General features: G+C 54.1%; 10 protein-coding genes and 1 tRNA gene. 1 reads left to right on the top strand and 10 read right to left on the bottom strand.

From position 1 onward, the window contains the following. Positions 1 to 18: 18 nt before the first annotated feature. From ACUN0G_RS10930 to ACUN0G_RS10900, 7 genes are all read right to left on the bottom strand, one after another. Positions 19 to 1,071: a ComEC/Rec2 family competence protein gene (locus ACUN0G_RS10930; protein WP_445573361.1), complete on the bottom strand. Its 1,053-nt coding sequence runs from the start codon at positions 1,069 to 1,071 to the stop codon at positions 19 to 21. A 231-nt stretch (positions 1,072 to 1,302) separates the two neighbouring features. After that, positions 1,303 to 5,535 (bottom strand): nSTAND3 domain-containing NTPase, encoded by a 4,233-nt coding sequence (locus ACUN0G_RS10925; RefSeq protein ID WP_445573360.1) that lies wholly within the window; start codon positions 5,533 to 5,535, stop codon positions 1,303 to 1,305. An 87-nt stretch (positions 5,536 to 5,622) separates the two neighbouring features. Continuing rightward, entirely contained in the window at positions 5,623 to 6,927 is a 1,305-nt protein-coding gene (locus tag ACUN0G_RS10920) for an RES family NAD+ phosphorylase (protein ID WP_073162562.1), read from the bottom strand. Between the two features lie 34 nt (positions 6,928 to 6,961). Then, a complete protein-coding gene (locus tag ACUN0G_RS10915; protein WP_073162564.1) occupies positions 6,962 to 8,731 on the bottom strand; it encodes an alkaline phosphatase family protein in 1,770 nt (589 codons plus the stop codon). A 5-nt stretch (positions 8,732 to 8,736) separates the two neighbouring features. After that, positions 8,737 to 8,979, bottom strand: a complete 243-nt coding sequence (locus tag ACUN0G_RS10910; protein ID WP_445573359.1) for a hypothetical protein — start codon at positions 8,977 to 8,979, stop codon at positions 8,737 to 8,739. Then, positions 8,973 to 9,845: a DUF4062 domain-containing protein gene (locus ACUN0G_RS10905; protein ID WP_445573358.1), complete on the bottom strand. Its 873-nt coding sequence runs from the start codon at positions 9,843 to 9,845 to the stop codon at positions 8,973 to 8,975. The genes ACUN0G_RS10910 and ACUN0G_RS10905 overlap by 7 nt, the downstream gene beginning before the upstream one ends. A gap of 118 nt (positions 9,846 to 9,963) precedes the next feature. After that, complete coding sequence (locus ACUN0G_RS10900; protein ID WP_445573357.1) at positions 9,964 to 12,894, bottom strand: DEAD/DEAH box helicase; 2,931 nt, start codon at positions 12,892 to 12,894, stop codon at positions 9,964 to 9,966. 424 nt (positions 12,895 to 13,318) lie between these two features. Between ACUN0G_RS10900 and ACUN0G_RS10895 the strand changes: the two genes are divergently transcribed. Further along, on the top strand, positions 13,319 to 18,376 hold the full coding sequence (locus tag ACUN0G_RS10895) for a hypothetical protein (RefSeq protein WP_445573356.1): 5,058 nt from the start codon (positions 13,319 to 13,321) through the stop codon (positions 18,374 to 18,376). Positions 18,377 to 19,341: 965 nt separating this feature from the next. Here the strand turns inward: ACUN0G_RS10895 and ACUN0G_RS10890 are convergent. The 3 genes from ACUN0G_RS10890 to pgsA all read right to left on the bottom strand — a co-directional run bounded on the left by ACUN0G_RS10890 (position 19,342) and on the right by pgsA (position 22,099). Next, complete coding sequence (locus tag ACUN0G_RS10890; RefSeq protein ID WP_445573355.1) at positions 19,342 to 21,177, bottom strand: tyrosine-type recombinase/integrase; 1,836 nt, start codon at positions 21,175 to 21,177, stop codon at positions 19,342 to 19,344. A 222-nt stretch (positions 21,178 to 21,399) separates the two neighbouring features. Further along, positions 21,400 to 21,475 (bottom strand) — tRNA-Gly (locus tag ACUN0G_RS10885). A 63-nt stretch (positions 21,476 to 21,538) separates the two neighbouring features. Beyond that, a complete protein-coding gene (gene pgsA / locus ACUN0G_RS10880) occupies positions 21,539 to 22,099 on the bottom strand; it encodes a CDP-diacylglycerol--glycerol-3-phosphate 3-phosphatidyltransferase (RefSeq protein ID WP_003208929.1) in 561 nt (186 codons plus the stop codon). Between the last annotated feature and the right edge of the window lie 8 nt (positions 22,100 to 22,107).

The raw sequence follows: 22,107 nt of genomic DNA, 5'->3' as shown, positions 1-22,107 counted from the left end.
ATTTCCGAAACTGTCTTATTAGAATCTGATTTCATCATCGAGCACTTCTAGACGCGAGGAGTATTCCTCAATTTCATGAGCTAGTAGCAGGGGAGCGACCACATGATCATAATTAAAACACACTTTACCCAGCGTAGATTTTATGATTCTGGCGATCGTCCTTTTGTTCGGAAGCCCATGCCTAGATCCATCAGTGGACACAATATAAATCGGCGAATCCAGAAGCCCCAACAAATCGCTACTGGTATTGTATTGGCTTCCGTGATGCGACAACTTTACAAGCTCCAATTGAAGCTTGTTGGTTTCGCTGTGATCAAAAGCCCGTAAGCTTTCGCACACTACGCCATCGTGTGCATCTCCTAGAAAAAGCATGCGTCTACCATCTGCCTCGAGTATAAATGCTATAGAGCTACCGTTATAAATAGAGGCATCAGAATGAAACTTATCGTCTGACCAGATATCTTGAAACGCTAAATGATAGTCAGTGTCGTGCGCCGAGGTCTTTCCTGAATCAACTTCGAAAGGCCAAACATTCAATAACTTCATAAGTTGCTCACGACTAGGCGACAACACCTTGAACGTAAAGGGGCCAGCTTTATAAGTTTGCCCTGCCATTACGAGCGGAGCTCGAACGCAGCCAATCTTATCAAGCAATTCTTCCAGGTCTTTTCCTTGCTTGACCGATGTTTGCGGATCGTCATCAAGCAGCTTGATATTATTTTCGGGTATTTCGGGCACATCAAAATGACGTGTGATCAATCGCGAAGAATTAAACCAGATGGATTTGACCATATCACCTAGATAACCAGGTTTCTCAAAGGCTTTGATAAGTCCATTGATATGATCGTCATCAATGTGGGTGAGGATGGCTAGATCGATGTGCTGCCCTTTGGCTTTCAAATCATCGAGGGTATTGCACAGCGCACCGGCGTAAAGCTGCCGTGGCCCATGCCTGAAGGTCGTAGACGTTCCTCCATCTATCAGCAGATTGAACACCCCGCCAGGCCCCTCATGGCTGACGAGAATGCAGTCTCCTTGCCTCGCTTTGAGAACGCGGACGATTATAGCCATCAGGACTCCCTGTCACTGCCTGGCTCTGCCAGGCTGTCAAGATGCCAGTAGCATAGGCCCTACGCGGAAGACTTCCAAGGAAAGCGTCCAAGCCAATTTCTGGCGTCAGACAACCTACAGATTTTTCCCCTCATTTCGTACAGTGCCTAGGCACTAGTCAGATAACAACAGATCTTTATGCTGACCAACCGCGCGACAGTCTACGAGTCCGTTTGCGCCTTAATGCCGGGGTCACTCCATTCCCCCTAACATCTCGGCAAACGTCATAATAGGCATGCCTTTCCTCCGCCGGAGCGACCACGGCTCGAAGGTGTCCTCGATGAGTGATAGCCCCGTTCGAAGGGTCATCATCCACAAAAGCGTCGACTCGACGTCGGCTCCGCCCTGCATGGAAGACAGCCAAGTACGGCAGGATGAGGATAGTGCCCAGCGAGAGAGCTGAGCATCATCTGTAGAGAGGTCTTCGCTGTCGTCAAACAGCGGGTGGCTAGCCACCAAAAGATCGTGCTTGATGGCCAGCGCCCGTGCCACTCCTTGATCGTCGATCATAGATAGCGCGAGCGCCACGCGAGAATCGGAGGTATTCGTGCCGCGAAGGGCTTCCAAAGAATCAGCATCGCAGCAACGTGCCAGCTTCGCGCCAAGCGCCAGAAGCAGCGGCGCAGCTAACTGCGGATCAATGTGGTCTACCGCTCGATTAATCACTGACCAAGGCACGAGAGTGAGCTCGGAGGGATGATGGCTGAACCTGTGCACAGCGCTCCAAGCCGCCGCGTAACGCACGGGATAAAGATTTTCCTCGCCGCTACCGACCACATGGTTGTCGCAAAGACAGTGTTCGATCACCGTCCAGGCCGTCGGATAGTCTGGAGTGATCATCAGGTCGAGCAAAGCCCCGTGTAGAAGGGCATCAATGGCCTTGTCGTCTTCGCGGATGAGGAAAGCCGTGATGCGGTCTAAGACTGCCACCGGTAGGGAGTCTAACTGACCGAACGCATTCGTAGCAGCACGGGCGACGTGATACTCGGGCTCCTCTCGGTGCTGATGCATAAAATGCCTAGCATAGTTTCGACGGTCGCCAAGAAGCGTTAGGAGAGCCTCGAGTCCTTCAGCCCAGCGATGCTGACCAATGACAACGGCCAGTGCCTCTCGAACTGGCGCGCTCCTGTCTGTGACCAAGTCCAATAGTGCCGCCTTTTCAGCCCCGTCGGCCTTCGGGGCCAAGGCCCCTATGGCGGCGCGTCTTACCCTGTAGTGCGGATGAACGAGCGCCTTGGCGATCAAACGACGGGCCGTTGGGCTGCCGATCGCGGCTAAAGCCCCAACGGCCGCCTGGGCATCGTCTTCATCCTCAGATCCGACCCATTTTTCAGCTAATACTTGGACATCCTCGCCTTCAACAGCTGAGGCCTTAAGCAGTAGACGCGCCAGACCCCGGGGCCCTTCATTCAGCAGGGTTTGTCTCTGGTCCAGCGGGATATCCTGGAAACATTTTAAGAGGGTGGCGTCTTCAGCTCGGAGCTCACGCGAAAGCGCCAGGTGCAAGGCGGCCTTAGCATTGGGCGGGCTCGCGGTCAAAATGCGCTGCGCAAGCGTAGCCGCCTTTTTCCCGTACTCCAGGCTGGCAATCTTCGGTGCTAGCAGCACGGCGCGAACTGGCGACAGTTGCGGTAAAAGGCCCAACAGAATGCTCTGCGCCGATGGCTTTCCCGATCCCCCTTCACCGTCGCTTTCAAGAAATGAAAGAGCCCGGACGGCGGCGTCGATCGCCTTGGTACCGCCGCCAGTCAGTGCTCGCATAATGCGGTCTCGCCCAAATTCGAGGCGCCGGTCAGCAATGATGTTCAGCCCTGCGGCCTGAAGCCAGTCGTCCTCACCAGCGGCCGCGAAAAAGGCGTCAAGCTCGACGGCCTTGACCGTGGGCCGACTGTAGCGCATGACCTCGGCCCAAAGCGGCAGAATAATATCCGGTCTAGGATATTTCGCGATCCATTCGTGGCCTTGCAGGCGCCGGCGCGCGCTGACATAGCCTATGGCAAAGTGATCAGCCGAAGAAGGCCCTTCCTCCTCGGCGCGCTCCTGGATGGAGAGACTTACAGCAAAATCCAGCTCTCCTTGCCAAGCTTGACGGCGCTCCTCGCTGGACCGAGCCAAGGTAATGTCAACGCTCGCCCGCATGTCCATAATCTGATCCCACACCGCATCATACGGCGGCTCAGCACCCGCCAAGGCGCATTCCGAAATCGCGTCGGCACTCATTGCAAATTCGGCTCTGTTCGATACCACCTCACCTGCTGCCAGGAAAGCCTCGGTAAAATCCACCGCAAAAGGCCGCAGCCAGGAAATTAGATCCTCGGCAGCATAGTCGGTATCCGTCCATGGCAAGCAATAAGCGATAAATCCATTGACGATGCGCAGTTCTGGATCGGCGGCGACCACGGCATCGCGATCAGTCTTGGAAACCTTGGGTGGTTGCCAGCCGACAGCACCGAAGCCATCTTTCTTTCTCGGCCCACCACGCTCGAGCCAGTCTACGAGCCTGCGAATCGGAGAATCCGGGCTAAGTAGTCGAGTGGCCGAGCTCCACGCCCCTCTGAAGTTGTTGGCATCGCCCGCAGCCTTGATCAGGCCGTCAATCAGAATGCTATCGAAGGCTGCTACAACGGCCTCGTCGGATTCAACCCCATCGTCCTCAAGCGCCCTCGCCCCGGTCACCAGACGTTCGACTGCACCTAAGAACTCAAGATCTTTCCTGGCCAGGACGAGGGCCGCTCGGGCAGACGCATTGATCGCATCTTCAGCCGCGCGAGGCTGTTCACGAGCCAACTGTTCCATTGCTTCAACGACTTTGGCATGAGCGGTATAGTTGCCCTTGCCGTCCTTGGTCAGTTGGGTCAGAGCCAAATGTTTAGCCAGGTCGTCGAGCCCGATCTCGACCACGCGCTCGCGATCAACCTCACGGCGAAGCTGGACAAGCTGGCTAGGTGGTAGGCTGCGCGAATTACGCAGCAGTGCCCAGAGCACGGCGGCGCCGCGGACGCCTCGATCGCCAAAGCCGCCAATCTGATCACGGACCACCTGCAACCGGCTATCACTGAGCGCCCGATCCACTAGCCGACTGATGTCCACTTCAGCGGGCTCGGAGACGGCTATCAGTTCGCGTGCAAAAGCGTTCAGCTCGAACGGCGACTTCAAGGCACGGAGCAACCATTTTTCATGCTGGCGCGTGAGGTCCTGGCGCCACGCGCCGGTAGCAACCAAGGGACCCATCAGGATCACCTTGCGCGCCGCCTCAACGTAGGCGTCGTCGTCGATGACGACGGTACAGTCAGCCCACACTGGCGCTGGCGCTGCGCTGAGAGCCGCGCGATAGATCTCACTCCGCGACGTGATGACGAACTGCTTGTCAGGGCCTCTATGGTGAATGAGGGCGCTGATCCGTTTGGTCCAATCCTCGGCCTCGCCCCTCTTTAACCCGGACTGACCCCATGGGTCTTCTAGATGGAAGAGCACCCGACCAGGAGCGGCGAATGCCTCTTCGATCGCTGGCAGCCCCGCGCTTTCGCGGACCACTTTATAAGGCGGATCAGCCTGGCGGCGGTCGAAGGCCAGTTTGTCGGCTGTGAGACTCTTGCCATAACCCGATGGGCCGATCAGCAACACTGCGCCGAGCTTAGTCAAGTAAGCTTCGGCAAGAGGAAGGTTGGAGGGAGGAACGTACCGGGCGAGCTGCGGGCTGGCGTGCGGCATACCACCGAAACCTTCGGCAATCTTCTGGATATCCGTCTTGCGCAGTGGATCGGGGACTGTGAGAAAACGATCCTCGACGGCCCGTTTGAACCGTTCAACGCAGGCATCAAGGCCCTGAGTAGGGACATGCAGCGCGCCACCGAGGATTGTGTCGATTTGTCGCCGCGTCTCCTCATGGGTCATGCCTTCGATCAGGGCGAAACGACCGGCTAGGCTAAGTTTTCCCGCTGCATCGAGATTGAGATTCTTAGGGAGGAAGGCAGCATCGGACTTCTGCTCAGGATAACTGACTCGTCCCTTGGCCAAATCACCATCCACGCTGGAGTTGGTGATGAAGACATAGCGACGACTGCTATCGGCAAGGAGCAGAGCTTTGGCACGGGATCGCGGCTTCGGCCCCTTGACGCCCTTCGCCCCCTTATCGTTGACTACGCTCGCAAACTCCTTGGCGCTCCAGGCGCCAGCGCCCTTGAACTTGATTTGCACATGCAGTTCGCCGCTAGCAGTGATCTTGAGGCTGGCTTCGGCCGCTTCCTCCGGCACTGCTAGGCGCGCCATTACGTCGTCGTGAGACGCTGGCTCAACCACCACCTGGTCTGTGACGGCACCCGGACCAAACATTAGGCGCAACGCCACCCAGACAGTCACCAATTTCTGGTAGTCGTAGCCGTAGTAGGACGCGTTGGCCCCACCTTCGTCATTTCCTATGGTCATAGAGATGCTTGTCCGCTCAAGATCGTGCAACCGGTTAGTACTCGGGTGTCTAAGTGGCCCTATGCATCGGTGATAAACAAATAGGTCTCAATAGTCCCATTCACCGTAGGGGTCTTGCTCGTAACGCCAATCCCTGATGACGATATCGCCGTTTATAACTAGCGGCTCGACCTCAAAGGTGACACAGCCGATTTTGTGGGCCTCCAGAGTATCCGGGATATACGCAAGACCAGACGGGAAAGGCCCATTGCCGATGATGGGGTCGTCCTCTGTCCTTTCCTGATAAGGAATGATGGCGAGCACACGTGAAAACAGAACAATGTTGATCCCGTCCTGGTGCTGAACAGAGGCAAACATCACCCCATCAATAGGTGGCTCAACCTGCGTAGAAAGGTACTCTGCAATCACTTGGGTCAGTAAATATTCATGTTCTTGGTCAGGCGTGACCGGCGAACTAATTTTACTGTGCAAGGTGCGTAGAAACTGTCTTCGCTCCATATTCATTCGATACGCCGGATCAAAACAACTCATAGGCTGAGAATCGAATATGTTCTCCAACACACCAAAATCGAGCACTCGGGCATCCCGTAATAACTGAAACGCCCCCGTTAGCACCATACCGCCCACCGATGGGCGCAACTCGGCGATGCACGTGTCTCGATCAAATGCGCCATAAAACACAGGAACGCCAACAGGATTCATTCGTCCTGCACGCGCCTTTTCCTTGGGAGGTGCCGCTAGTTCAGTTTCCGGGGAGACAAGAATGTTTTTAGGATCCGATGACGGTGGGCAGTAGCGCCCTCGATACAGTTCCCAACCATCCTCTACTTCAAACAATCGCACCACCTCCTGGCTGTTTTCGTCTTTGAGGTGATGAATACCTTTAAACAACCAATCGAGGAACGCTTTACCGTGATCGTTAAAGAAACGGCTGCGGTGCATCACACCATTTTTGAATTCTTGCCATTTTTCCTCGACTTCTGTCGGTCGGATACTGCGCCGCATGTACAGCGCATCAGCCTCAAAACGTGGCTCACCGCCTCGTTTCAAGTCATATTCAGAGCAAACAGTGAGCAACTCGACAATGGCAGCAGTGACGGAGCCTTCATTATCGTCGCACTCAAGCATTTCCGCGACGATGAGCGCCAAGGGATTGCCGGCGCGAATGTAGCGTCCCAGATCCCCAGCACCGCAAGTTCTGATGACCGGATCAGTCCCGTAGAAATTGTAAAGAATCTCTGCAATATCATCCGCTAAAACCTCAATGGCTATGCAGGGCCGCACATGCTCACAGACCGCACACTTGGCCATATCGCATTGATCACGAATACGTTGCCGAAGAAAGATATCCCCCACACAGCCATCACATACAATTTCTACGCTGCCTTTCAAATCATACCCCTTGAAAGCACCTATCCTAGAACCACTATTTCTGAGCCGGATGCACCGCTTGCAGATGGTTGGAAAAACCTACCTCAGTTTCACAACGCCAAGTCGCCCACAGCTTGCATCCCGTCTCGCCCCCCATGTCCAACTCAAACGCCAACCAGTTCCGAGCCGGCATCACATACCGATTAAAACCGGGGAACAACATCATCTCGACACAGTGCTGCACATCGATGGATTGGACCTTGCTGGCGGTATGGTTCAGCAACTGAAGAAAAAGCCGTTCGGCCACTCCAATCAACGACGGATGCACCACACCTGACGAAGTAAATTGCTGAATCTGCGCCCAGTTCGACGTTGGCGGAATATCCCTTCGGTAGCAACTGCCCCAGGCCGCGACATGCACGTCCCCAGAAGCAATGGATACACGCAGCATTCTCTGCTCAGCAATACGAGTCAGCGACTCCAGGAGTCGCTTACGCTCCCCCTCGTGATCCCCGTGCGACCAATGATCCTTAAGGTCATCAGCATTACTGTCGAGCACATGATCCTGCCCAAACGTATCGAGCAACCCTTCAGCCAGCGACAATTTGGGGTGCGCGACCGGAACCGAGGACATGAAGATCAAGTGCTGACATTTGCTTCCAGGATGAGCAGGCTTACCGTCACGGAGCGTGTTGAGCCAAGCCTGCATAGCAGTCCAGGTATCGGCCCCCAGTACCTGGGTACGTGAACGCTCAGTGCGCAGATCAGCAACAAACAACGATACCGGCCCCAAGTGATAGCCAAAACTAAAGCCCGGCTGACCATCCAAGAGCGGCAAGGCCAATCGATCTCCCTTTAATCGGGCACTCCATTGCATCGGCTCATACTGTGGATCCTGCTGGGAAACGTTTGCACGCTGGAGCAATTGCAACGGCGGCAAATCATCAAGGGCATGCTGCAACTGAAACACCCAGAACGCCCTACGCGCATGACGCATCAACACCTGGAATAACTCACAGTGCTGCATAGCCGGGCTGTAGGACCCCCAACCGTCGAAGATGTCGTGGTCGTCCCACATCATCACCGTAGGGATTCTCGCCATCGCATCAGCGGCATCAAGGTTCGGTTTGGGGTGCCCCCAGTCACGCCGCGTATCTGGCAGCCAACGATTGGCATAGAGCCCGAAATAGTAGGACTCGATCTCTTTCTCCAGCGCCGCACTTACCTTGAACGCCAATTGCTCCTTGCGCGACAGTCCGACCCATTTCTTGAGGGACTTCACATCCTCCCAAATCGAGTCAAAGTAAATTTGGTCGCCCCCCATCAGCATCAATTGGAACCGCTTCAAGCCCTTGTCATGAATTCGTCCTTCATGCCAAAGCTGTTCCTTGTCCAGCACGTAACCTGCAGCACGCAAGTCACTGTCATGATTGCTGATCAGGTCAGTCCAGACGGCGTTTTCAGGGCGCACCAACTTGCGCATCCCACTAGGGTCCGAAAAACCATTGCAAGAGACGTAGGCCATTCTTGGGGCATAGTCTCGACCGGGAATGGAGAACTGCCATTGCGGCCCTTCCTGCCCTACACCAAACTTTATTGTTCGCTCCTGCGCCTGCTGATCACAGCTCAGGTCGTAACGAAGGATGGTTTCTTTCGGGCGCTCCAGCAAAACCTTCGGCGCCGGACAAACGTGGCCGTCAACAGAAAGAACAGGAAATGCGGCGCCAGCTACAACTCCGACTAACGCGGTCACCTGCCACTGCCCGGTTTTGCTGACGCCTCGGAAGGACAATACTGGCCCCACAGTAAAAAGTGCTTTTGACATCCCTGTTATCTCCCTTCAAGTTCGGCGGCAATAACTTTGACAATCTTGGCGCGTGAAGCGGCTCTCTTGGCCAGAATTTGCGCTTCGCCTGTTTGATCCAACCATTCCCTAAAACGCTGGAGCGCATGGCGCGTTTGCGACGCATCGCGACAGTTGGCCAGGAAGGCAAACTGTACTTTCTGTACATCATCAGCGACAAAAATACCGAAGGAACCGCTTACAACCGTAGCATCCGGAAAGCCTAACAACGCAGTGGCCTGAGTCTCTGGGCGATTAAATGCAACGGTCCTTCTGCACCTTTCAACAGATCAGCATGCTCATGGTCACGTAGAAAAGGCTTACCCACCAGCTCACGCGCAGCAGCAACCGTGAACGCAGCCGGGATTGCATGGACAAACACAACGACATTCACTCCAGCAATTGGAACAATGGCGAACGCTTCGCTAGAAAGGACTTTGCCACCATTGAGCGCCTGCAGTAACACCGCTTCCATCGCTCGTTTGCGCTGACGGAAGTCCATCCGTGTCCAATCCAGCGCCTGGCCCATATCGAAACGGCTCGAAGCCGCAGCGGTTACACCGCGCGGGGTCAGAACGACCAACGCATCGAGAAGCGCTTCCTGAACGCGGCTACGCAATTGCTCAACGGTTGAGACCATTCCACCCCTGAAGGGTGTCTGTTGTGCAATAAAGGCCTGGAAGCGCTGATTACGTGCTGTCTCAGCTACCTGGCCATCGCCTGTTGGGATATTTGGCATAGCGATGAAGCGCACCTTCCCCCGAGTAGTGGCTAGTCCCTCCATGTACTCCGCATGGCAAATACCAATGTCGCCGTCACCACTGGCCCAGCCGGCATCACCATTGGACAGCACCAGTAGCACATCGCAATCCCTCACGGCTTGCAAACAGGCTTCCCAGCTGTCCTGCATTCCGTCCGCAGGAGGTGCATCTTCGTTAATCCAAACTTCAAATACCTGTTTGCCAAATAGCTTCGTGCCCTCTATCTCACGTTTGAGTTGCTCTCGGATATTGCTGAGCGTTTGATCGCTGTCCGCGGGAAAGCGATCGTTACAACGACTGGACAGCATTACTTTGATTCTCTTTGACTGGGCCATCCTTGCTCCTGCCACACTTCCGAGGCCTCAAATTCTTTGATCAATGAATACCTTCCCGCCCTATCTCCAGATTCACCTGGCCAAGAAGCCGGAGGCAATATGGTGCCCCCCCTTTCTGTTAGGCACTGGTTACGACCCGGACATCTGAACCAGATACGTTCTTAATGTAGGAGTAACTGGTGCCGAGGAGAGCAAGCTGATCAGCGGAGATTTTCGCTGCCGAAATGGCAGGCTGTACGATCACGAATCTGAAAATCATCTCGTGGTCGTGGCACTTGTTGCGAAGCAGCTCCAAATCTATTGGGTCACCCTTGAGGATTCTGTCGAACCCTTTCGGCAGCGATTGCTGGTACCGCCACATCAATCGATTGAAGAATTTTTCCTCGGTGTGCAGCCACTTCACCGATCGTGACGCTTGGCCGCAGACCTCGTAGACATCGTTCACGCGAGCACCAGGCCGATCTTTTTGGGGGCAATACTTGCAGTGGTAAAGGTCGACAAAGATTGCGTCCTTGCTTTCTTTGATTGCCACCAAATCCGCAATCTCACCTGCGCCATCATCGTTGAAAATGAATGCATAGTCGTCCTCGATTCGGCTGTAGGTGAAACCTTGGACGGTGTCCATGTTACGAGTTGCCCTCATGGACTCGCTGTGGATCTGGGTGGTCCCCCAGTCCCAAGCCTCAATCAGCGCTATAGGAAGCTTCAAGTCCAAACTATTGGGTGTGTAGAACCGGTAATTACCCTCGACCATTGAACCGTCTACGGCTAGCAGGACCAAAGGGTTCGCATCCAGGTACTGCTCAAACGAGCTCTCTTCAGCGAAAATGATCTTCACCCCTGGGCAGGAGACTTGGTAGCTGTCGTTCAGTAACCGTATCGTGATGCCAGGAAGCTGACACTCCGTGCCATCTGCTGCTATGGCGATGACGGGCACTTCTAGTGTCAGATCGTCGGTCCGCTGAGGCTTGCCAAGCTCGACATCAAGCAGGTTGAAGATCTCACCATTGAGCGCCAGCGAAATTTTCTGCTCGTTTTCGATCGCAATGGGCTCAGGCCAATCAGCATAGAAGAGTCCAGTTGGCCAGGCTCCCTCAATCTTCTCCGAGCGAATCACATCCTTGAGCACTTCAGAAGGATTTATCGTGGCATTGTTGAGTTTCTGTGAGGCGCGCTTGCACCAATCAATCCAGTAAATGATGCTGGAAGAGTTCATCTCCCAGATCTTCCCTTTGTGAGAGCAGCCAACGGTGGTGCGCTGTCCATCTTCATAGCCCGTTGCGAAGATGTTGGATTTTTTCGCCGTGCCGTTCTCGATTTCACTGATGACGGTATTGATGTCCCGCCCGACGTGCATCGTGAATCTCAGATCCTTGCGTGTCCTGGACAGCCCCACGTTCTGCAGCTTCATGAGCTTGATGTTGTGCAGGGTTCGGAAGGTAGGCTCGCCGTTGATTCGCCTGGCATCCTTTGCAATCAAATTCAAAAAACGCGTCGCTTGCGACTCATCACCAGAGGAGTGAATGAAGAGCGTCTTGTCAGGCGCGTGGTAGTACGCCAGGTACAGAATCCAGTTCGTGTCCACAATCGCCGAGGTCTGAGCCCATCCGACGGGTGTTTCTCGTCGGGCCACCATGATGATGGTGTCTGAATCGTCGTTGATAGAAAGGAACTGCAGCGGTTCTTTCTTCTGGGAGAAGTGATTCGCTTTCTCTGGCCGCCAATGGTCGCGCTCCACATGGTAGGCGATCGCACTGATCTTGGGGTTTGGGTTCAACCCGAAGATCTCCTCGGAGTCGGCATCACCCGGGAACTGTTCAGTGAACGTCTCTTTTTCGATTTCGCGGGCGATCTTGTCTTGGCTCACATCTCGAATCACGGCGCTCCAGTCGGCGCTTTCCTTGTAAAGCACTGCCATCTGGTAATCGACTTTCTGGTTGGCAATGTTTGAGACGAATTTGGCGTCGCCTAGCGTGTCATCAACCCGGGTTAGCCGGCCGATGAACTGTAGCGTGACGGCCGGACTGCGATGCTGGTCGTGAATAGCCGCGATTTTCAGCTCTGGCAGGTCGAAGCCTTCGCCCAGCATGTCCACGCATACGATGATCTTGTATTTCTTCTCGACAATTTCACCCAGCAGCTTGACCCGATTCGGCACCTTGCTGTGGATGAGAATGGGTGAGAGGTCTTCATGCTTTTTGTAGAGCTCAAACAGGGCTTCAGCACGTTTTTGCGATCGTGCGCGTACCATCAGTAGGTGGTTAAAGCCTTGCTCTCGATCACCTCGCAACAACTCTACCGCCTTATCAGCAACCACTTGGTCAGCCAACTCGAGGTTGTATTCGCGCACTGGGTGAAATTCGATCGACTTGAAGTAGCCATCGATCTGCGCATCCTTCAACGGGTAGTTGTAGATAATCTTGCCTTCGAGGGGCTGATTGTCCTCCCTGAAAGGCGTAGCAGTGAACTGCAGGCATGGCTTCTCTTTAAACGCGGTTTTCACCCGCCCCCATGTCATGGCAGCCACATGATGGGTTTCGTCGATGATCAGGTGGCTGCAGAGCTCAGCCAAGGCTTGGAGCGATTCTGTGTCGAATCGCTGCAATGCTTGCGGAGTAGCGACAATTACATTCGCCTCGGCAAGCTGTTGGACATTTTCAGCCGACATTCCTGAGCCGATCGCCCTAACCACAGGGTTAAGTGCTGTGGCAGAAACAGCACCGATCTCCCGAAGTTTTTTCAGCCCGAGGCATTTTTCGACAAGCTGGGAACGCAAGGCATCTGACGGGACGAGCACCAATGTCCTTGCCAACCGCCCTGCGATAAGCAGACCAAGCATGGTATCGGTCTTGCCGGTACCCGTTGGCATCACGATCGTTGCCGTCGTGGCCGGAGACATCACCAGGTGGCCCAGTGAAGCGTATAGGGCGGCAAGCTGAGGCTTACGCAAGCCCGGCGTATTGGTATCCCGGACTGCCAGGTTGAAGTTGAAGAGGTGTTGCTGCCAGCTTTGATATACGTCTAAGTACTTCCCTGTAGCATCGACCATTGCGTTCACCAAATTGAATGTAAAAATCAGCGCTGATTATTCAATGGCCACATGCTATCAGTGAACATCAGTTCAGGTGTACCCTGAAAGTTTGCGGTCATACCCGCCACTCTCTCTACCTTCACCAACTGACGATCGATGCCAAACACTCAAATCTGAGACGGGGGTAAAATGCCCCCCAATCCACCCTAGTCTCCGTCAGAAAACGTCATTCGCGATAGCTCCCACACCCGGTGTGAATGAGGGCAAAAATGGGGGGAAAACTCGCTTTTTTCGAGCTGGCCCCATCGTAATAGCCAGGCCGAAATGTTGTTCGGCAGCCCTGAGAGCTAGTGATAACTGCTCATAAGCAACTTGCATAAGCTGGGGCTGGAAAGCGAGCGTAGCGCAAATATGGGCGACAGACATCATTCAGGAGACATTCATGTCAGGCGGCATTAGTGCAATCAAAGGATTTGATTACCAAGCGGCGGTTATTCTAGAACTGTTGCTGGAGCATTTCAGAAAGCACCCTGAGGGCCGAGTAAGGCCAGAGGGACTGGATGATCTGGACCTCTATGAATCTAAAAGCGCCGAAGGCATTACGTTCGTTCAGATTAAAAAGCCAACAGAGAACGTAGAAGGCGAACTCACACCGTCCCCTTGGACTCTGCATAAAGCCGCCCGGCACTTGATGGGCTCCGCCGTAGATAATTTACGTAACGAAAAGGCCAGGCAAATATGGATTCTGGGTGATGAAAGCGACTTTGAGCTCAAACAGCTTATTGCCGCGGGAACCCAAGCGCCAGCGCAGTGCCCGGCGTCATTCTGGCTCATGGTCTTGTTGATCACTCGACAAAGCCTTGAAGCAGATGGTTTACCCGTCGAACACCTACCCAAGCCCAATTACAAGCGGCTGAAAGCGTGGACAATGACACACAACTCAGACACTTTCGTTAATTGGCTGGGGGAACACATCTCTTCAATCGCCACCCAACAAGGTGCATCGAAGCGCCTCGTCAACATCCACGCGCAGAAACTCTCAACCTACGCAAGCTCCATTCCGCATGTGCTAGAAAGAATCACTCTGCGATGTGGGTACGGATCAGAACAGCAGGTCAATGCTCGTGTAAAGAATACACTCTCCAGCGATTTGGCTCTTTCTGCAGAGGTCGTCAACAGCACGCTCTATCTCAACCTTCGAGCCTTTATCAATGAAATCTCGAAAAAGCCTAGGCAATGTTTCTCTCGGGATGATTTCGAAGCGGAGGTGCGTTGTGTATGGCCGCACATGAGCCCCATCCGCGTGCCCCCGGCCCTGTCCCCCCATCACATAACGCGCGCCGACATCACCCATTCGCTGATGTCTGAGCCTTTCGCGGAAGTGATCGGTGTTTCGGGATCTGGAAAGACCCACCTGGCTACCGAGACTTATCATCTGGCCCGCCAACGTGAGCCAGGCCGCGAGATCTATTACATCGAAGTCAGGCCGGAGACTTCCCTGAGGTCCGTGCTGGCCGGAGTTTCCTTTCAGCTGCGTAGGATAGGTATTCGAGAACCTTTCAAAGTTATTACCCGAGCGGTCGAGACAGAACAAGAACGTATCTCGCAGTTAGCGGCGGCATTAAGCGTGTCCAGCGCCAGAATATTGCTCTTGATCGACATTGCCGACGGTACATGCGGTCCGTCGTTCAAGCGTGAAATCAGTTCATTTATCAAGACGCTGCAACCTGGCGCCGTATCAATACTATTTTTTTCCCAAGAAAGCCCGCTGCTGCTGAGCAACTTAGAACGCAAAAGCGCCCATGTTGCCACGCTGAACCTGCGCGGTTTTACGTATGAGGAATTCTCCAGGCTGGTAAGCCACTACCACGCCAACTCCCAAGACTGGCCGCTTTATAGGATCTTCAGGCGCATCACCGCAGGTCGAGAATCCGGTTTGTTCGCAACGCTTGCGGATACACTTGCACGTGCCTCAACGCTCGGCGAAATGCAAATGCTCGCCGCACAAGAACCAGAAAAGATTCTGCCCATGGCAGAGCGGATCAGATTCGCAAATATCAGTAATCGCGCCTGCTCTGCGGCGGAAAAACTCATATGTTTCGCCCTCCCATTCGACCGCTCCGACGCCATAGAGATTTTCCCCAAGGAACCTGTGGCGCTCGCCATATCAGAAATGCTTGAGCTTGGCCTGTTGCGGACCCGAGGTGACGGTCTATTGGAAATGCATGAGGTCGTCAGGGCGGGGCTTGAAGAGAATATCCCTGTTGATACCCGCCGCTGTGCACACCAAACACTGGCCACTTGGTACGGGTCGTGCGGCGTCGTCAGCGCCGAGGTATTTCACCTTGATAAAGCCAACCTCACCGCAATGGCACAAGCCCGTGCCAAACAGGCTTTTCTTAAAGGGCTGAACTGGAACGAACTGGCAAGCTTTGTATTGCGCCGCAAACTCATCAGCGCAGAGGAAGTCATTACCACCTTTGCACAAGCCGACAAGGCCATTGAGCGCTGTTTCATACTGCCTGACCTCTTGCGTGCGCTGGATTACAACGATGCCAATGCTCTGATCGCTGTACTGAAAGAACGGATCAAACATCCACAGCTCGACTACCAGTTTGACAGTGCGATTACTGAAGCCATCATGCAGATCGACCCTGGAAAAATTGAAGAACTGATAGTGCTTATCGTTGATGCGACCACGGATGAGGTAAAACGGAAATCCGCGTTTTCCACGCTGTCGAGTGGCATAAGAAAGTTCAAATTCGTACTTTCAGAAGCGACCCTTTGCCTTTTCGACGCCCAATCTTTCGAGACACAACGATCACTGTTAGGCATTTTTTCGCAGGACAAACGCGTTGTTACACTCAGTCGCGTTTTCCAAGTCCATGCAGAAGAACTAAGAGCCGCTACTTGCGATAAACACGTAAGCCCTCTTCATCTGAAAATAGCTACACTGGAGGACGCCAAAGCCCTTATCACGGCCTTGCCGTCCGTTTCCACGCAGGCCATGTTGATTTCCAAATCGGCGTTATTAGGTCCGCTCGTCGACACTCTCCGTCCACTTAGAGTTGCCTTGAAACGCCACAGTATTGAAATCCTGAGGCAGCCCTCTATTGATCCGGGGTTGCACGCCAATGCCATTCGCGTGATCTCTCTGTTTGCAGACAGGCACACCCCTGTGCTCTGTCACGCGTCGATTGTCAACCAGCTACCAATGGCGGCCTTCCATGCAGTTATCCCAGCGATGATGCCCTCGTTGTGTGAGCGAGGCAACTATGAAAGCGTCGTTCTAAACCCGTTAATATCGATTGGAGAGCGCCGTTGGGCCATGACAGCACTCGCGCTTTTAGGTGTCGACCTCGAAGAAACCTTGCACGCACTCGCAGCGCTGCCCGGCCAAAAAGACACGGACGACCAGTGGGAGCTCTACAGCCTACTGACCTGTAGCTTTAGCCCATTCAAGGGTGCCATAGCTCTATTGCGCAAATTCTTCGAAGCAAACCAAGGCAGCGCACCCATAGCACTGACGCTGGGCCCATTGCTCAAATTGAGCGAACTCGATGCACCCGACGCTTCAGCGCTTTTGGTCATGGCATTGACAAGCCCCCACAGAGAGGTTCGTTGCCTCGCTGCGATGCGATTGCAATACCGAAGGGACAGCACCGTCCTCGCCCCCATGATCCAGGCCTATCGCAAGGAACAGGACACCTCCACGGCACTTTATCTGGCCAGGGCCATTGTTGCTTCCGGTGCCAAGAATACAGGTGATCTAGACCATGACCAGCACCAGGATGCCCCGTTCATGGTGTGGCGTTGCATATTGGCCAGACGCAGTAAAGACCAACGGGCATCTGCTTTACTCGTCAAGCTAGCACTTGATAACGCCCAATCATGGAAGGTCCGCAGGGCAGCAATAGCAGCGGCAGGCGAGTTGCCGTACGACACTTTACTCTCGCTGATCCATACCCCTCTGCTGACAACTGCACTTCCGCTTGCCGATCACAGTGTCAGTCTTTCCAGCTACCTTATTCTGAGCTTGCACATCGAACATAACGCCAGACTATTTCTCCAGTGGCATTCCTTGGGACGAATAACCTTTATTAAGCTCGTGGGGGGCCTCGTTGACCGTGAAATCAAGGACAGATGGTTTTCAGAATGCGCGACGTCAGGCGAGACCGCTGCCGAGTGGTTGTATGACAGCCTTTCACGCGACAACCGAACCGCGCCCGATAATCTTGGCGCTGTGGAAAATGCCATCCACCTCCCCTTACTTCAACTGGCTACAATCCGGTCATTACGCAAACATGGCAAAATCGACATCATCGAAGCCTTGCTAAAGACTACAACCTGCGAATGGTTGAAAATCCATGCCACCAAACAACTCGTTATAGCACGGGGAGGCGGCAGTGCCACGGAGTCCTACCTTCGCCACCTCTTAGGCGATGTGTGTTCCGATCACTCCTTTCTCGGAGCTCTCCTACCAGATCTCTGCCGTCGCAAGCCGGCCTCTAGCGCCCGAAGCCCGTATCCACCGCCCCACCGAACTATCAGCAATAAACCCCAGGGACTGGCCGCCTCCTCAATCATAAAAATGGTCCGGGAAGAAACCTTCGAACACGCCTTGCCCCACGATTTCGTCATCACGGATTTATCGCAGACACAACTCATCGAGTTGATACAATTGCTCGCCCCTGAGCGCGACCCTTCTTCTTTTGTTAGCGAATTCCAATCCGTCCTTGGATTTATGTCAGACGGTCACTATGTCGCACAGGAAAGCTCGCGCTCCCGTCCGTCCTCGAATGCTCGCTCCAGACTCAGGGCCGCGCTGGCGGCTGCCAACGACTTCGACGTGAAAATCAACTGGCATAGCCAAAGCCTTTCCAGCCCCTATTGCACCGACTACCGTGCCGGGTACTTTCGTGCACTGGTACTTAGGGGTAACTCGCAAAAAATCTATAACGAACTGGACGTCAATCGCGACACCCTGCTCATTGAGCTTTTGGAGAACGGCAGAATCGAGTCGCTCTCCAACCTGCTGGACGACCGGGTTATCCCTTTGATCTCGCCCTATATAGAACCTTGCAACCTCGAGCTGTTTTTATCACTCTGCAACGTTGCAGCGCTTATACAAACTCCGTCAATCGATGCCACACTCAAGCGACTTACCTATCGCTGGGCTAGAGAGTTCACAGCACCCGTGTCTGAGGCAATGGCCCATAACAAACGCTTTTTACATCAAGGCTTCCACCTTCTTTCTCGACACCCTCGATTCATCCATGCCGACGGCATTTATGAGTGCCTCGCCTCGGTCTACAGGCACACGCACGAAGTGTTCGATGATTTCGACCTGCCCGACATCTTCGAACATCACTCCCGCGCCTACGTCGATCTGGAGTCCAGGCTTGTAGACCTTGTGGAATTCGAGCACTACCAAGTTAGCAGATACGACAAATTGGATGATCGTTGTGCACAATTGTTCAGCTCCCTTTATGTTCCCTAGGCTCTTTACGATACCTTTGAAACCCTGTCAAAGCCGCTCGGCCTGATGTCCAATAGAGTTCTCGCCTTTAAGGCGAGGGCACTTTTCTAGCCCAGCAATACGAACTTTCCGACGCTTACCGGAAATGGTTATAAGCGTGCACCCGAGCGGCGCCACCAAATCCATCTATGGCATTACACTGAACTCCATCAATGGCTAAACCGGAACGCAGTTAGGATCCCCAATCTCGATCGCCCGTGCATGATTTGCGAATGGGGCAAAACTGGGGGCAAACAAAAGATTTATCGACCTGAAAACACCGCCCTAGAGCCCAGTCAAAATGTTCTTTGGAGAGAACGACCTTGACTGTATATACAGACTTCGGGCTTACCAGGCTTTGCGGCGCGACTCTGCATCAACCGCAACCGCTCTCAAAATCGGCAACCCTTTAACAAGCGTCTTCGCGCCTTCAGGCTCTTGCAGTGATACGACCTGCCCGGGGAAACGAGAGTCGAACGCCTCTCAAGTGGCATATCTACCGAGACCCAAGATATCCGTGGGAGTAAATGTGGGAGTATTTTTTTAGACATGAAAAAGCCCAACCTTTTCAGATTGGGCTAAGTCATTGAAAAATATGGTCGGGACGGAGTGATTCGAACACTCGACCCCTAGCACCCCATACATAGGGTCGCTGATTGCTCAAAATTTATCCCTCAGCCATGCCTGCTGGGCGAATAAAAAACCCGGCGCGAGGCCGGGTTACCCACGCTCTCCAGGACGCAGCCCCCAAATGAGAGGGATGGAGAGCTGACAAGAGAGTGCGGGGGCGAGATATTGCCAAATGGTGTCATTCTGTGCAATAGAAGCCTCTCCGTCCCCCTCCAACATTTCATGTAACTTGTGAATTCCACGCATTCAGAAGTAACTCTTGCCAGACGCACTTAAGCGAGCGGCAATATCCGTTGTCACCGCTCGAAGGCAGCCCCTCAGCGTGAGCCCAAGGCAGTGCAAACGATCCGTGCAGTAATGTCGAAATTCTCCAGAGTGAGCACATCAATTGGCGAACGACCTTTTAGTCGCTCATGAGGCTTACAAAGGGTGCGATAAAGCTTCCATGAATCCGCATCCGGAGACTGCATCAGCACCGCGAGAACTAATTTGTACCGCAATGGATCAAGCTGCCAATCGGGAATGCGCTGACCGCGATTCCCCAGGCTCAGAGACAGCAGACGCCGAGCCTTGATATCGCGATTGATCTGATCACGCGATTTGCCGGCCAGTCTGGCGAAAACCAGCAACGGCAAGTTACTCGAAGCCTCAAACGTGGCCAACATTTCCGCGCGTTCAGACTGGATGTCAGACATGTGAGAGTTGAGAGCTTTTTCAGTCCGTATCGGAGCGGCCACGACAGGCAATCGGCCGGCCCCCATCGGGGCATTCTCGCGACTGTCAAGCATCGCCACTGGGGCGGTCGCCGGTGGAAAGCTGCTGTAGAGAACGGCATTTCCCTTCGCGTTTTCCAGTAACGGCAGCGAAGCTGCGCCCTCTAAACGAATAGTCAGCGTAGAGCTTGCCGCTTTCAGCTGGCCCTGCCCCCAAAGATCCAGACGATTCGCCCAGTCCTGCATCATGGTCCGGCGCTGCTCGACATATTCCGCGTGATTGTAGGCCGCACTAACCTTGTCCGGATCCGCATGAGAAAGTTGAGCATCTACCCACACCTTCGGGTACCCGATCTCGTTCAGCGCCGTCGAGATCGTCGCCCTCATCCCATGACCGGTGAGTTGATCAGCGTACCCCATCCGACGTAACGCGCCATTCAGAGTGTTCTCGCTGATGCGCTTGCTAAGGTCACTACGGTGCGCAAATAAATAACGTTGCGCGGGGACAACCTGATCAAGCATGTACCGCACTATCTCAAGCGCCTGAACCGACAGCGGGACGATGTAGGGCGGTACATTTTGGGCCTGTTTCCCAGGTTTTCGCATCGCTAACTGGAGTTGTTTCACTACTTCCGCTGGTATGACCCACAAGCGCTTCTCCAGATCGAACTGATTGGGTGTTGCCAACCGTAACTCGCCCGTACGGACACCGGTCAGCAACAACAGCCGAAGGCCAAGCCGAGTTTGGTTCGCACCACCGTAGTTTCGAAGAGCAACCATCAATCCCGGGAGCTCGTCCATACGAAGAAATGGATTGTGTGTAACAGGCGGTTTGGGGAGTGCTACAACATCGAGGTCTGAAGCCGGATTGTGTTCCAGCCCCTCGACCTTCACCAGCGCATATCGGAACAATTGGTTGAACCAGGTCCGACATTTTTCGGCTGTCGTTAAAGCCTTGCGCTGTTCGATCCTGCTTAGCAAATCCAGCAGATCGTGACGATTGATATCGTAGATAGACCGTCCACCCAGTGTGGGCAGGACGTCTTTATTGAAGATTCTCAAGATTTGCGAAAGCGTGCTTTGGCGGCCCTCCTTCAGGCTCAGTCTGCGGAACTCCACCCACTGATTGAATATCGCCTCGAAGGTATGCTCTGTCGCAAGACGAACAGCACGGCGCTGCTCTTTACGGTGCACATAGGGATTGATCCGCTGGGCAACCAAGGCACGTGCTTCATCACGGCGGCTACGAGCTTCTTTAAGCCCAATTTGCGGGTAGCTACCTAGGGACATGCGCTTTTGCTTGCCCGCCCAGTAGTAACGGAAAAGCCAGATTTTTCCGCCGCTGGCCGTCACATTAAGTGTGAGGCCATCACTGTCACCAAGGGTGTAATCACTGCCCGTGACCCGGGCGTGCCGAATAGACATTTCTGAGAGTGCCATCGCGAGCTCCTGAACAGAGTCAGGGCCAGATGCTCATCTCGCTACACAATCTGCTCCAGCAATAAACCGATTCAGTGCTCATCAGAATCCTGGACTCAAACCTGGACTTAAACGCACCGGATAGTGCTGGATTTCAGTGGTTCCCGCCGGAACGAAAAAAGGACCCGAAGGTCCTGATTTCAATCACTTACAGAATTCACTGGAACTCTGCAGCGCAATATTTGGAGCGGGAAACGAGACTCGAACTCGCGACCCCGACCTTGGCAAGGTCGTGCTCTACCAACTGAGCTATTCCCGCGTCTTGGTGATGCGCATTCTATAGAATCCTCATCACCCGTCAACCCCTTGATTCAAAAAAGTTTTATTTCTTTTCAACCTCAGTGCGCAGATGCGGCCAGGCGGCGCGCAAATATTGCAGCATGGACCACAAGGTCAGGCCCGCGGCGATCAGCAGCAAGGCGTAGCCCAGCAATACCCAGAAGGAGAAATCCGACGGGTTGGCCAGCAGGATCACCAGGGCAAGCATCTGCGCCGCGGTTTTCCATTTGCCCATGTTGGACACGGCCACGTGGGCACGGGCGCCGATTTCGGCCATCCATTCCCGCAGGGCCGAGACGACGATCTCGCGACCGATGATCACAGCCGCCGGCAAGGTCAGCCAGAGGTTGCCGTGTTCCTGCACCAGCAGCACCAGGGCGACGGCTACCATCAGTTTGTCAGCCACCGGGTCCAGGAACGCGCCAAACGGCGTGCTCTGCTCCAGGCGGCGGGCCAGGTAGCCGTCCAACCAGTCGGTGGCAGCCGCGAAGGCGAAGACCGAACTGGATGCCATGTAACTCCATTCGTACGGCAGGTAAAACAGCAAAATGAAAATCGGAATGAGCAGGACGCGTAGTACGGTGATCAGATTAGGGATATTCATCGGCACAA

The sequence above is a fragment of the Pseudomonas sp. 32A genome, from assembly GCF_052682255.1.
The sequence above is the reverse complement of the archived record's forward strand: the minus strand, read 5'-3'. Positions and strand labels throughout refer to the sequence as shown.